Here is a 12124-nt window from a genome sequence, read left to right as displayed (position 1 = left end):
AGCGGCCGCCGTGGCCGCCACCAGCGGCAACGAGAGGGCTTCCCATGACCGGCCTGGGCCTGAAGGACAAGAACGTCATCGTCACCGGAGGCGGCTCCGGCATCGGCCGCGCGAGCGCGCTGCGCTTCGCCGAGGAGGGCGCCAGGGTCCTGATCGCCGACCTCAACGCCGACACCTCGCGGGAGGCGGCCGAGGAGATCCGCGCGGCCGGGGGCACCGCCGAGACCGTGGTCGGCGACCTCAGCAGCCAGGAGGTCGTGGACCAGGTCGTCGCCACGGCCGTCGAACGCCTCGGCGGTGTCGACGTCCTGGTCAACAACGCCGGGATCATGGACGACATGTCCGCCACCGCCGACGTCACCGACGCGGTCTGGGAGCGGCTCCTGCGGGTGAACCTGACCGCGCCCTTCCTGCTCACCCGCGCCGTCCTGCCCCTGATGGCGGAGCAGGGCCGGGGATCGGTCGTCTTCACCGCATCGGAGGCCTCCCTGCGCGGCAGCGCCGCCGGGGCCGCCTACACCGCCTCCAAGCACGGCGTGGTCGGCCTGGTCAAGTCCACCGCGGTCATGTACCGCGACAAGGGGATCAGGGTCAACGCCGTCGCCCCGGGCGGCACGGCCACCTCGATCACCGTCGACGTCGCCTCCGCGCCCCACGGCCCGACCACCCTCGGCACCTTCATGTCCAACATGGGCCGCGTGGCGCGGGCCGAGGAGCTGGCCGCAGCCGTCGTCTTCCTGGCCTCCGACGCGGCGAGCAGCATCAGCGGCGCGGTGCTGCCGGTGGACAACGGCTGGTCGGCCGTCTGAGGAGACGACCGCGCGCGGACCCGGCCCCGGGTCCGCGACGGCGGCCGCCCCGACGCCCCACTTCTTAAGTCAGTCGCTTGACTCAACGCCGCGGCGGACGTTCACTGTACGTGTACACGCCGCTGACGCAGAGGAGTGAGGGCTGTGGGTGCCGACGGGACCGAACCGCTGCTGGACTACCCCTTCCCCGGCCCGGAGGCGCTGGAGCCGCCCGCCGAGTGGGCCGAGCTGAGGCGGCGGTGCCCCGTCGCCGGGGTACGGCTGCCCAGCGGCGACCGGGCGGAGGTGGTCACCCGCTACGAGGACGTCAGGCGGGTGCTCTCCGACCCGCGCTTCACCCGGCGGCTCGACGCCGAGGACGCGGCCCGGGTCTCGGCCAGCGCGACGGGCGGCGTGTTCAACAGCGACCTGGCGGCGGCGGTTCCCGACAGCGGGGAGGAGCACCGGCAGTGGCGGCGGCTGGTCGGCAAATGGTTCACCGCCAGGCGCATGAACGCGCTGCGGCCCGGCATCGAGGCCATGGCCGACCAGCTCGTCGACGGCATGGTCGAGCGCGGCCACCCGGCCGACCTCAGGGCGGACCTGGGCTTCCCCCTGCCGGTGTGGGTCATCTGCGACATGCTCGGTGTGCCCGACTCCGACCGCGACCGCTTCTCCCACTGGTCGGACGCGCTGCTCAACCTCACCCGCTACACCCAGGAGGAGATGGACCGGGCCCAGGCCGAGTTCCTCGCGTACATGGGCGGCCACGTCGAGGCCAAGCGGGCGGAGCCGCGCGAGGACCTGATCAGCTCCCTGATCACCGAGACCGCCGAGGCCGGGTACGACCTGCCCACCTCCGCGCTGGTCGCCACCAGCATGGGCCTGCTGGTCGCCGGGCACGAGACCACCGCCAACATGATCGGCAAGATGGTGGCGATGCTGCTGGACGACCGGAGCCGCTGGGAGAGGCTGCTGGCCGACCGGACGCTGGTGCGCTCCGCCGTGGAGGAGGCGCTGCGCTTCGACGCCAACTCCGGGCTCGGCCTGCCGCGCTACATCACCGAGGAGACCGAGATCGGCGGCGCCACCGTCCCCGCCGGGACCACCGTCATGTGCAGCATGGGCGCCGCCAACAGGGACGAGAGCGCGTTCGAGAACGCGGACGAGATGGACCTGGGGCGCGTGCCCAACCCGCACCTGGGCTTCGGCGCCGGGGCGCACTCGTGCCTGGGGCAGGCGCTGGCCCGCACCGAACTCCAGGCCGTGCTCGACGTGCTGCTGCGCAGACTCCCCACGCTGGAGCTGGCCGTCCCCGCGGCGGAGCTGCGGCGACTCGACGGCCTGGTCGTGGGCGGACTGCGCGAGGTCCCGGTCCGGTGGTGACCGTGCCGCGGACGCGGACCGAACGGGCCGGCGCCACTCGGGAACTGATCCTGTCCACCGCCGAGCGCCTGTTCGCCGAACACGGCCTGTTCGCGGTGTCCAACCGCGGCATCGGCGCGGCCGCCGGTCAGGGCAACAACACCGCGGTCGGCTACCACTTCGGCACCAGGACCGACCTCGTGCGCGCGATCGTGCGCACGCACACCGACCGGCTCGAACCGCTGTGGGCGCGGGCGGTCGAGGAGGCGTGCGACCCGGCCGGGGCGGGCGACTGGATCGCCTGCCTGGTCCGGCCGGTGACCCGGCACCTCGCGGACCTGGGCGTCCCGAGCTGGTTCGCCCGCTTCTCCGCGCAGGTCATGACCGACCCGGGCCTGCGCGTGATCATGACCGAGGAGACGCTCACCTCGCCCCCGCTCGGGCGGGTCCTCCTCGGCCTGCGCGCCAGCCTGCCCGACCTGCCGCCGCGGGTGCGCGCCGAACGCGAGGACATGACCCGCCACCTGATCGTGCATACGTGCGCCGAACGCGAGCGCGCGCTCGCCGAGGAGACGGCGACGCCCCGGTGCAGCTGGGAGGACACGGCGACCGGACTGGTGGACGCGCTCACGGGGGTCTGGCTCGCCCCCGCGACCCCGGCCGAGGGGCACGACCACGCCGCGACGACGAAGGAGGAGCGACCATGAGGGTGACCGTCGACCAGGACTGGTGCTGCGGCGCCGGTCAGTGCGTGCTGCTCGCCCCGGAGGTGTTCGACCAGCGGGAGGAGGACGGCATCGTCGAACTGCTCACCGAACGGCCGCCGGAGAACCTGTACCCGGCCGTGCGCGAGGCGGGGCAGGTCTGTCCCACCGGAGCGATCCACGTGGACGAGGAGGCCTGACCGCGCCGGGCGGGGGGAGTGCGCGTCCCGCGACCGGCCGTGCCCGGTCAGGCTCGTCCGTTCCGCCCGGCCGTACCCGTCCCGCCCGGCCGTGCCCGTCCTTCCCCGGCACCGCCGCGGCCGGGGCACAGTCCGAGGAAACACGGGGGCGGCCCGCCACGCTTCCGGCGGACCGCCCCCCGGCGCCCCGGGTCAGTGGCCGCCGGTGAGGGTCCCGGACAGCTCCCGGTGCAGGTGTGCGCTGGGCCCGTTGAGGCCGGTGATCTCCACCCGCACCCCGTGCCTGCGGAAGTGCTCGGTGACCTGGTCCAGGGCGGCCACGGCCGAGGAGTCCCACACGTGCGCGTTGGACATGTCCACCACCGCCTTCTCCAGACCCTGTTCGGTGTAGTCGAACCGGTTGACCAGCTCGCCGGTGGAGGCGAAGAACACCTCGCCGTTGACCGAGTACACGCGGGTGCCGCCTTCGGGGTCGAGCACGCTGGTGACGTCGGCCTGCATGGCGGCCCGGCGGGCGAAGAGCACCATGGACACCACGACCCCGACGATCACGCCCAGGGCCAGGTTGTGGGTGGCCACGACCACGGCGACGGTGATGACCATGACCAGGGTCTCGGTCCAGGGCATCCGCCTCAGGGTGGCCGGGGCGACGCTGTGCCAGTCGAAGGTCACGATGGCCACGAAGAACATCACCGCGACCAGCGCCGCGACCGGGATCATGCCCACCAGGTCGCCCAGGGCCACGCACAGGATGATCAGGAACACGCCGGCCAGGAAGGTCGAGACGCGGGTGCGGGCCCCGGACTTGACGTTGATCATGGTCTGGCCGATCATCGCGCACCCGGCCATACCGCCGAAGAACCCGACCAGCACGTTGGCGATGCCCTGTCCGCGGGCCTCGCGGCCGTGGTTCGAGGCGGTCTCGGTCTGGTCGTCGACGACCTTGGCGGTCATCAGCGACTCCATCAGCCCCACCAGGGCCAGGGTCAGCGAGTAGGGGGCGATCAGGACCAGCGTGTCCAGCGTGTAGGGCACGTCCGGGATCAGCGGCACGGGCAGGGTGTCGGGCAGTTCGCCCATGTCCTCGACCGTCTGCGCCGGGATGCCCAGGGCCAGCGCGGCCGCGGTGAGCACGACGATGGCCACCAGCGGCGCGGGGACCGCCCTGGTCAGGCGGGGCAGGCCGAAGACGATGACCAGGCCCACGGCCACCATGACGTAGATCGGCACGCCCACGCCCTCCAGGTAGGGCAGCTGGGCCGTGAAGATGAGGATGGCCAGGGCGTTGATGAACCCGGTCATGACGCTGGGCGGCACGAACCGCATCAGCCTGGCCACCCCGAGCAGGCCCAGGGCGACCTGGATGAGCCCGGCCAGGATGGTGGCGGCGATCAGGTGGTCGACGCCGTGCTCCATCGACAGCGGCGCCGCGACCAGGGCCATCGCTCCGGTGGCGGCGGAGATCATCGCGGGCCGCCCGCCCAGGAAGGCGATGGACACGGCCATCACGAAGGAGGCGTACAGGCCCACGCGGGGGTCGACCCCGGCGATGAGGGAGAAGGCGATGGCCTCGGGGATCAGGGCCAGGGCGACGACCAGTCCGGCCAGCACGTCGGCGCGCAGCTGCGCGGCGGCGGGGATCCGGGCCTTGAGTGACCTGGGGGTCTTCACGGGCAGTTTCATGGCACCCATCGGGTTTCGGGCAGCCCACAACGAGGACCGCGGTGTCGGGTCAGGCGTTCGTGCACGGCGCGGACGCGCGCCGGGTGAGGCGGGGGTGCGCTGGTGCGCACGGGGATCCGGTGCGGTGTCGGTGACGCCCCGGCGCGGCTTCGTCGCCGCGGGCCCGGCCGTGCCCCTGGGCCGGGCCGGGAAGAGGGTGTGGTGGTCCTCCGCTCGTGTGCGGGGTGACGACCCGGAGAAACTCTACTCTTACGTGAGAGTCTGATTCACTCGCGGCGACTGAGACAACCCTCACACGACGGAAGGGTGCGGCTGTTCCTCCGGGCGGGGGTGGGCGCTCCACTGGTGGCGGCGCACCGTGACCGTCGGTGCGGGTGCGGGTGCGGGTGCGGGTGCGGGTGCGGTCGGGGCCGCGGGTCCGTGTCCGTGGCCCGCGTCTCGCGGGAACGGTTTCAGCCTGCGGCTGGTGGGGTGGGGCGCGGTCCATGGCGCGCGCCCGGGGGGCGAAGGCGGCCGTGTTCCACGGCCGCGGCGGAACGCCCCGGTCCCCGGCTCGGGCGCGGGGCGCGGGTTCCGTCCCGGAGCGGTGCCGGTGTGCGGTGACCCGCGAAGCGGGGAGCCGGGGGAGCGGGTTCCCGCCCCGGGGTGCTGGCGGCTCGGTCCCGGCGGACGCTAGGCGGTGGCGTTGTCCCGGGCGCGCTGCTCGCGCAGCCGCTCGGCGAACTCCTCGGCCATCGCCAACTGGTCGCGCAGGGCCTGGCAGCGGGCGACGATGGCCGCCTCGAAGGCGTCGAGCCTCTCGCTCAGGGCCCGCCGCTCCTCGGGGCCGGTCTCGGCCGAACCCAGCCGGTCGACGGCCTCCAACAGCTCGCGGGTCTCCTCCAGGCTGAACTCCAGCGGCTTCATCCGCTTGATGAGGTTCAGGCGGTCCACGTCCGTCTCGGTGTAGAGCCGGAAGCCGCCGCGGGAGCGCGCGGAGGGCTCGACCAGGCCGACCTCGCCGTAGTAGCGGATCGTGCGCAGGGACAGGCCGGTCCGCTCGGCGACCTCGCCGATCTGCATGTGCTGCGCCCCGGACATCGCGGCACCCCCTCTCGTCCACTCGACTCTAACGTCGGTTCCGGCGGGGCGCGGCCCGCCGTCGGGCGCGGTGGCCCCCGCGAACCCGGCCCCGCCGGGCGCGCCCCCTCCGTAAAGCCGTTGTCGGTCCGGCGGGAACACCGGGACCTCGCGGTGCGCCCGCGTCAGGAGGACCGGCCTGCCCCGGGTTCAGCCGACGGGCTTCTCCCAGACCGAGACGTGCTGGCGGCTGGCGCTGGTGAACGGCTCCCGGGTCCACCCGTCCCACCGGTCGCGCAGGCGCATCCCGGCGAGCCGCGCCATCAGGTCGAGTTCGGCGGGCCACACGTATCGGAAGGGGACCGACCGGTACGTGCCGCGCCCGTCGGCGACCGTGACGTGGTGCGAGCTCATCGCCTGCGTGGCGACGTCGTAGACGTCGAACCCCAGCCGGTTCGAACCCACGTGGAACGGCACGGCGTCCTGGCCCTCCGGCAGTCTGCGCAGGTCGGGGACGCCGACCTCGATGACGAAGTGGCCCCCGGGTTCGAGGTGGTCGGCGGCGTTGCGGAAGCAGGCCACCTGCTCGTCCTGCGTGGTCAGGTTCATGATGGTGTTGAAGACCAGGTAGGCGACGGAGAACGCGCCCTCCACCCGGGTCGTCGCGAAGTCGCCGACCGTCACCCCGACCGCGTCGCCGCCGGGCTTGGCCCGCAGCCGTTCGACCATCGCCTCGGACAGGTCGATGCCGTGCACCGGAACCCCGCGGCGGGCCAGCGGCAGCGCGACGCGCCCCGTCCCGATCCCCAGCTCCAGGGCCCGGCCGCCACCGGCCAGCTCCTCCAGGAGGTCGACGGCCGGACCCAGGACGGCGGGCTCGAACATCTCCGCCGACGACTCGTCGTAGGTCGCCGCGACGCTCTCCGCGAAGTGGTTCTCCTGTGCGCTCATCTCGGAACGCTAACCCGCGCTCCCCCGGGGCGCACGCGGTTTTCCCGCGGCCCCGCGGGCGCGGGGCGCGACCGCCCGGGAGCGTCCGGCGCGTCGCCGGTCGGGCGGCCCCGGTCCCGGGCAGGGTGGGGGGAGCGGGCCCCGGCCCCGATGCCCCGCGCGGCAGGTCAGGGATGTATCCCACACCGACATGCGGCCCCCCAGATTGCATGCTCATTCATAAGGGCGCATACTTATTTCCATGTCCAAGGTACTCACTTCCCTCCCCGTCGGCGAGCGCGTCGGTATCGCCTTCTCCGGTGGCCTCGACACCTCGGTGGCGGTCGCGTGGATGCGCGACAAGGGCGCCGTCCCGTACGCCTACACCGCCGACATCGGCCAGTACGACGAACCCGACATCGCCTCGGTCCCCGGCCGCGCCACCGCCTACGGCGCCGAGGGCGCCCGCCTGGTGGACGGCCGGGAGGCGCTGGTGGAGGAGGGTTTCGCGGCGCTGGCCTGCGGAGCCTTCCACATCCGCTCCGGCGGCCGCACCTACTTCAACACCACCCCCCTCGGGCGGGCCGTCACGGGCACCCTGCTGGTGCGCGCGATGCTCGAGGACGGCGTGCAGATCTGGGGCGACGGGTCCACCTTCAAGGGCAACGACATCGAGCGGTTCTACCGCTACGGCCTGCTCGCCAACCCCTCCCTGCGGATCTACAAGCCGTGGCTGGACGCCGACTTCGTCAACGAGCTCGGCGGCCGCAAGGAGATGTCGGAGTGGCTGCTGGCCCACGGCCTGCCCTACCGGGACAGCACCGAGAAGGCCTACTCCACCGACGCCAACATCTGGGGCGCCACGCACGAGGCCAAGGCACTCGAACACCTCGACACCGGCATCGAGATCGTCGAGCCCATCATGGGCGTGCGGTTCTGGGACCCCGAGGTCGAGATCACCCCCGAGGACGTCACGATCGGCTTCGAGCAGGGCCGCCCGGTGACCGTCAACGGCAAGACCTTCGCCACCGCCGTCGACCTGGTCAACGAGGTCAACGCCATCGGCGGCCGGCACGGCCTGGGCATGTCGGACCAGATCGAGAACCGCGTCATCGAGGCCAAGAGCCGCGGCATCTACGAGGCCCCGGGCATGGCGCTGCTGCACGCGGCCTACGAGCGGCTGGTCAACGCGGTCCACAACGAGGACACCCTCGCCAGCTACCACAACGACGGCCGACGGCTCGGCAGGCTGCTCTACGAGGGCCGCTGGCTGGAGCCCCAGGCGCTGATGCTGCGCGAGGCCCTCCAGCGCTGGGTGGGCACGGCGGTCACCGGCGAGGTGACCCTGCGGCTGCGGCGCGGCGAGGACTACTCCCTCATGGACACCACCGGGGCGGCGTTCAGCTACCACCCGGACAAGCTGTCCATGGAGCGGACCGAGGACTCCGCGTTCGGCCCGGTCGACCGCATCGGCCAGCTGACCATGCGCAACCTCGACATCGCGGACTCCCGCGCCAAGCTGGAGGAGTACTCCAGGGTCGGCATGGTCGGCACCTCGCACCCGACGTCGATCGGCGCCGCCCAGGCGGCCTCGACCGGGCTCATCGGCGCGATGCCCGAGGGCGGCGCCGAGGCGATCGCCTCCCGCGGCCAGGCCCCTGAGAGCGACGACCTGCTCGACCACGCCGCGATGGAGTCCGGCAACGACTGAGGATCCGGACCCGGCCCGCGCGCCAGTGCGCGGGGGCCGGTCGGACCTCGACCCGGAGCTGATCCGGGCCTCCGGTCTGCGCACCGGTGCGCAGGGCCCGCCGGACCGACCCGCGGCCGGGGCGGGAGCGCCGCACGAGCGCTCCCGCCCCGGCGGTGACCGGCCCTTCCGAGCCGACGGGCCCGCGCGGAAGCCGACACGGGGCGGGAATCCGGCACCGGGCGCCCGCCCGGCCGGAAGCCGCCGGGCCGTGCCGCCGTGGGCCGGTGCCCCGCCTGTCAGTCCGGCGGGTCCAGCGGCGACATCGCCGGGGAGTAGTTGAACAGCCGGAGCCTGGCCGCACCCGGTTCGGTGAGGGACGCGGCCCCGGGGTCGACGTCCAGGATGCTCAGACTGGCCGGGTGGCTGGGCACCGTGCGCGCCGGGTCGAGCCCGACGGCGGCCAGGAGGAAGGCCCGCACCGGCCCCCCGTGGGTGACGGCCAGAAGCGTCCCGTGGCCGTCGGCGTGCGCCCGGCGGGCGGCGGCGCCGATCCCCTCGACCACCCGGTCGGTGAGTTCGCCGAAGCTCTCCGCGCCCGGGGGATGGAACCGCCCCGCGCGCCACGCGGCGTACACACCGCCGTCCTCCTCCTTGATCTGCGCCGAGTACCGCCCCTCCCACCCGGCCAGGTAGGCCTCGTTGAGCCGGGGGTCGCGCGCGTGCGGGCTGACCCCGAGGACCTCGGCGGTCTCCCGCGTGCGGCGCAGCGCGGAGGTGACGACGTAGCCGGGGTCCAGGTAGCGGACCGTCTCCGCCAGCGCGGCGACCTGGCGGCGTCCGGCCTCCGACAGCCCGATGTCCTGCTGCCCCTGGAGGCGGCGCTCTCCGTTCCACTCGGTCTCGCCGTGGCGGACCAGGATCAGCCGCGTCATCGGGCCTCCCCGGTGTCCAGGCGGTCGCCCGCGGCGTCGAAGTAGGCGTCCGGCGCCTCGGGCAGCCGCAGACCGGCCGCGTCCCCGGGCCGCAGGTCCACCGGCGTGTCCCGGGAGACGTTCACCCGGGTTCCGTCGGCGAGGTCCACGCCCACCACCCACCTGTCGGCCATCGGCACCTGGTCGGCGAAGACCGCCTCCAGGGACCCGGGCGCGGAGGCGTCGCGGTCGATCCCGAGCGAACCCGCCCGGTACATCGCCCGGACGATTCCGTCCGGGACCGACGCCGGAGCCGCGCCGCAGTCGGCGCCCAGGGCCGACAGCCGACCGCCCCCGGCCCGGCACTCGATGATGTTGGCCGGGGGAGTGCCGACGAACGTCGCGGCGAACGCGGTGCGCGGCGACTCCAGCAGTTCCCGCGGCGTGCCGAACTGCTCGATCCGGCCGTCCTTCATGAGCGCGATGTGCGTGGCCATCGTCATCGCCTCCACCTGGTCGTGCGTGACGTAGACGCTCGTGGCGCCGGTCGACCGGTGCACGCGCATCAGCTCGCCCCGGGTGTCCACCCGCAGTTTCGCGTCGAGGTTGGACAGCGGTTCGTCGAAGAGCAGCACCTTGGGCTGCGGGGCGATCATGCGGGCGATCGCCACCCGCTGCTGCTGGCCGCCGCTGATCTCCCCCGGATAGCGGTCGGCCAGGTCCTCGATCGACAGCATCGACAGCACCTGCTCGCTGCGGGCCCGCCGGTCGGCCTTGGACCACCTGGCCACGGTCAGCGGCCAGGCGATGTTCTGGCGCACGGTCTTGTGCGGCCACAGCGCGTAGGACTGGAAGACCAGACCGGCCTCGCGCTCGGCGGGCGGCACGATCTCGGTCCCGTCGCCGCGGGCGATGACGCGGTCGCCGAACCGGATCTCGCCCCCGGTGGGGTTCTCCAGTCCGGCGAGCATCCGCAGGGTCGTCGTCTTCCCGCAGCCGGAGGGTCCGAGCAGCACGAGGAAGGAGCCCGCCGGGACGTCGATCGAGACGCCGTCCACGGCTGCGGTGTCACCGAAGTCCTTGCGCAGGTCGGTGATGGTCAGGGAGGCCGAGGAGGTTTCGGAGCGCATGTCGGTCCTAATTCGTGTGTAAGCGGTTCCAACCAGACCCGTTGAAGGGACCGTTGGACTGGTCAAAGACGAACAGGTTTCGCTGCGGCCACGTGGGCACCGGGCAGACCCCCGATGGGTCCCGGCCCGATGAGGCCTCACGAAAGACCGGTGGCGCCCGGTGCCTTCGGGCCGTCGCGAAACCCAACCCCAGGTGTGAACGTTGAGCTTTGTGGTGCGAGCCGACCGCAGGGCGACCCCCACTTCTTGATCCCGAGCCTGAGAGCTCTGAACAAGACCGGGGCCCCTGCGGTGCGCTGGTACCGCGAACGGCTACTGAGATGGCAGGCCCCAGAGCCTTGGAATTAGGGCGCCGCGCGGGCCGCACAGGCCCACCACCAGCACACCAACGAGGGAGAAGTAGATGGCGGTGTTCTGCGGGATTGACTGGGCCGAGGCCCACCACGACGTCGCCCTGGTCGATACCGACGGGACCTTGCTGGCCAAGCGCCGGATCAGCGACGACGCCAACGGCTACCGGCATCTGCTGGAGCTGCTCGCCGAACACGGCGACAGCGCCGCCACCCCGGTCCCGGTCGCGATCGAGACCGGCCGTGGTCTGCTCGTCGCCGCCCTGCGCACCGGCGACAGGAGGGTGTACGCGATCAACCCGCTGGCCGCCGCCCGCTACCGCGACCGGCACAGCGTCTCCCGGGCCAAGTCCGACCCCGGCGACGCCTTGGTACTGGCCAACATCCTGCGCACCGATATGGCGGCGCACCGGCCCCTGCCCGCCGACAGCGAACAGGTGCGCGCCTTGGCGGTGATGGCCCGCGCCCAACAGGACACGGTCTGGGCACGCCAGCAGCTGGTCAACCAGGTCCGCTCGCTGCTGCGCGACTACTACCCGTCCGCTCTGGAGGCCTTCCAGGGACGCCAGCACGGGCTGGCGCGCTCCGAGGCCAGAGCGGTTCTGGCCGCCGCACCCACCCCGGCGCGAGCCGCACGCCTGTCCCTGGCCCAGCTCAGATCGGCGCTCAAACGCGCCGGCCGCCAACGCGGCATCGAGGAAGAAGCCAAGCGGCTGCGGGGCATCTTCCGCGCCACCTGGGCCCACCAGCCCCAGCGGATCGAGGACGCCATGGGCATCCAGCTCTTGGCGCTGATCCGCCAGCTGGACGCCGCCTGTGCGGCGGCCGACGAGCTCGCCCAGGCGGTGGAGGAGTCTTTTCGCGCGCACCCGGACGCTGAGATCCTGCTCAGCTTCCCCGGCATGGGCGTTCAGCTCGGTGCCCGGGTGCTCGCCGAGATCGGAGACGACCGCGCTCGCTTTGCCGACGCACGCAGCCTGAAGGCCTACGCCGGGTCCGCCCCGATCACCCGCGCCTCTGGGCGGAAACGGTTCGTGGGCAGGCGGTTCATCAAGAACGACCGGCTGATCAGCGCTGGCTTCTTGTGGGCGTTCTCCGCGCTGACCAGGTCCTCTGGAGCCTACGCACACTACCGGCGGCGCCGGGACCGAGGCGACTGGCACGCCCAGGCCCAGCGGCACCTGCTCAACCGGATGCTGGGACAGCTGTTCCACTGCCTGCAAACCGGCCAGGCCTTCGACGAGCAACGCGCGTTCACCTCCGATCTAGCGGTCGCGGCTTGACAACTTGGCCACCTGAGATGTCTTTCGG

11 protein-coding genes are annotated in these 12124 nt (G+C 72.9%); 6 read left to right on the top strand and 5 right to left on the bottom strand.

Annotated features, from left to right (window positions below; all coding sequences use genetic code 11):
- Nucleotides 1-44: 44 nt before the first annotated feature.
- The 4 genes from G011_RS0127045 (at nucleotide 45) to G011_RS0127030 (ending at nucleotide 3057) form a co-directional block, all read left to right on the top strand.
- Nucleotides 45-809, top strand: a complete 765-nt coding sequence (locus G011_RS0127045; RefSeq protein ID WP_019611197.1) for an SDR family NAD(P)-dependent oxidoreductase — start codon at nucleotides 45-47, stop codon at nucleotides 807-809.
- A gap of 144 nt (nucleotides 810-953) precedes the next feature.
- The gene (locus tag G011_RS0127040; RefSeq protein WP_019611196.1) at nucleotides 954-2174 is read left to right on the top strand and encodes a cytochrome P450; all 1221 of its coding nucleotides are present in this window, start codon (nucleotides 954-956) and stop codon (nucleotides 2172-2174) included.
- On the top strand, nucleotides 2168-2860 hold the full coding sequence (locus G011_RS0127035; protein WP_019611195.1) for a TetR/AcrR family transcriptional regulator: 693 nt from the start codon (nucleotides 2168-2170) through the stop codon (nucleotides 2858-2860). The genes G011_RS0127040 and G011_RS0127035 overlap by 7 nt, the downstream gene beginning before the upstream one ends.
- Nucleotides 2857-3057: a ferredoxin gene (locus G011_RS0127030; RefSeq protein WP_013154496.1), complete on the top strand. Its 201-nt coding sequence runs from the start codon at nucleotides 2857-2859 to the stop codon at nucleotides 3055-3057. Before G011_RS0127035 ends, G011_RS0127030 begins: the two co-directional genes overlap by 4 nt.
- A gap of 192 nt (nucleotides 3058-3249) precedes the next feature.
- Here the strand turns inward: G011_RS0127030 and G011_RS0127025 are convergent, their stop codons facing one another.
- The 3 genes from G011_RS0127025 to G011_RS0127015 form a co-directional block, all read right to left on the bottom strand.
- Nucleotides 3250-4749 carry a SulP family inorganic anion transporter gene (locus G011_RS0127025; RefSeq protein WP_019611194.1) on the bottom strand — a complete coding sequence of 500 codons (1500 nt, stop codon included), beginning with the start codon at nucleotides 4747-4749 and terminating at the stop codon, nucleotides 3250-3252.
- A gap of 663 nt (nucleotides 4750-5412) precedes the next feature.
- Entirely contained in the window at nucleotides 5413-5820 is a 408-nt protein-coding gene (locus G011_RS0127020; protein ID WP_019611193.1) for a MerR family transcriptional regulator, read from the bottom strand.
- A 189-nt stretch (nucleotides 5821-6009) separates the two neighbouring features.
- On the bottom strand, nucleotides 6010-6750 hold the full coding sequence (locus tag G011_RS0127015) for a class I SAM-dependent methyltransferase (RefSeq protein ID WP_019611192.1): 741 nt from the start codon (nucleotides 6748-6750) through the stop codon (nucleotides 6010-6012).
- Nucleotides 6751-6991: 241 nt separating this feature from the next.
- Between G011_RS0127015 and argG the strand changes: the two genes are divergently transcribed.
- A complete protein-coding gene (gene argG / locus G011_RS0127010) occupies nucleotides 6992-8440 on the top strand; it encodes an argininosuccinate synthase (protein WP_013154492.1) in 1449 nt (482 codons plus the stop codon).
- 278 nt (nucleotides 8441-8718) lie between these two features.
- On the opposite strand, the gene G011_RS0127005 is transcribed toward argG, so the two are convergent.
- Entirely contained in the window at nucleotides 8719-9354 is a 636-nt protein-coding gene (locus G011_RS0127005; protein ID WP_013154491.1) for a histidine phosphatase family protein, read from the bottom strand.
- Nucleotides 9351-10463 (bottom strand): ABC transporter ATP-binding protein, encoded by a 1113-nt coding sequence (locus tag G011_RS0127000; protein WP_019611191.1) that lies wholly within the window; start codon nucleotides 10461-10463, stop codon nucleotides 9351-9353. Before G011_RS0127000 ends, G011_RS0127005 begins: the two co-directional genes overlap by 4 nt.
- A 403-nt stretch (nucleotides 10464-10866) precedes the next feature.
- On the opposite strand from G011_RS0127000, the gene G011_RS0126995 reads away from it, so the two are divergent.
- Entirely contained in the window at nucleotides 10867-12096 is a 1230-nt protein-coding gene (locus tag G011_RS0126995; protein ID WP_019611153.1) for an IS110 family transposase, read from the top strand.
- Nucleotides 12097-12124 lie beyond the last annotated feature (28 nt).

It is taken from the genome of Nocardiopsis sp. CNS-639 (assembly GCF_000381685.1).
GTDB classification, from domain to species: domain Bacteria; phylum Actinomycetota; class Actinomycetes; order Streptosporangiales; family Streptosporangiaceae; genus Nocardiopsis; species Nocardiopsis dassonvillei.
The sequence above is the reverse complement of the archived record's forward strand: the minus strand, read 5'-3'. Positions and strand labels throughout refer to the sequence as shown.